This window comes from Psychrobacter sp. GW64-MNA-CIBAN-0177 (assembly GCF_040309585.1).
Lineage (GTDB): Bacteria > Pseudomonadota > Gammaproteobacteria > Pseudomonadales > Moraxellaceae > Psychrobacter > Psychrobacter okhotskensis.
The window spans coordinates 1-281 of record NZ_JBEOOY010000153.1; the positions used below are offsets into that span (position 1 = coordinate 1).

A 281-nucleotide genomic window follows, 5' to 3' on the forward strand; every position below is an offset into this window, starting at 1 on the left:
AAGCAACATAGGTTTTTGATAGCCCTTAGTTAAAAAGTGTTCTAAGGCTTGTTGTACTTCGTGCTCAGGGTTTAGTGCAAAGTAATAATGCTGAAGCGAAATTCGCTCACCATCAAAGGTGTTTAAATGTAGTACCGGAGTATCAATAAGAGTTTGTTCATTGGCAAGTTTATCAATATTTGCTTTAAGTAGAGGACCAATTACAAAGTCAGGCTTTATTTCTTCAAGTTGCGCTGCAATTTCTTCTGTACTTAGGTTTTCATCAATAAAAATAGTGTCGT

Annotated in this window: 1 protein-coding gene; it reads right to left on the reverse strand. The window is 35.6% G+C overall.

Annotated elements, in window-relative coordinates:
• The coding region (locus AAEY79_RS14575; protein ID WP_352289016.1) for a penicillin-binding protein activator at positions 1-281 on the reverse strand (281 nt) is incomplete at both ends.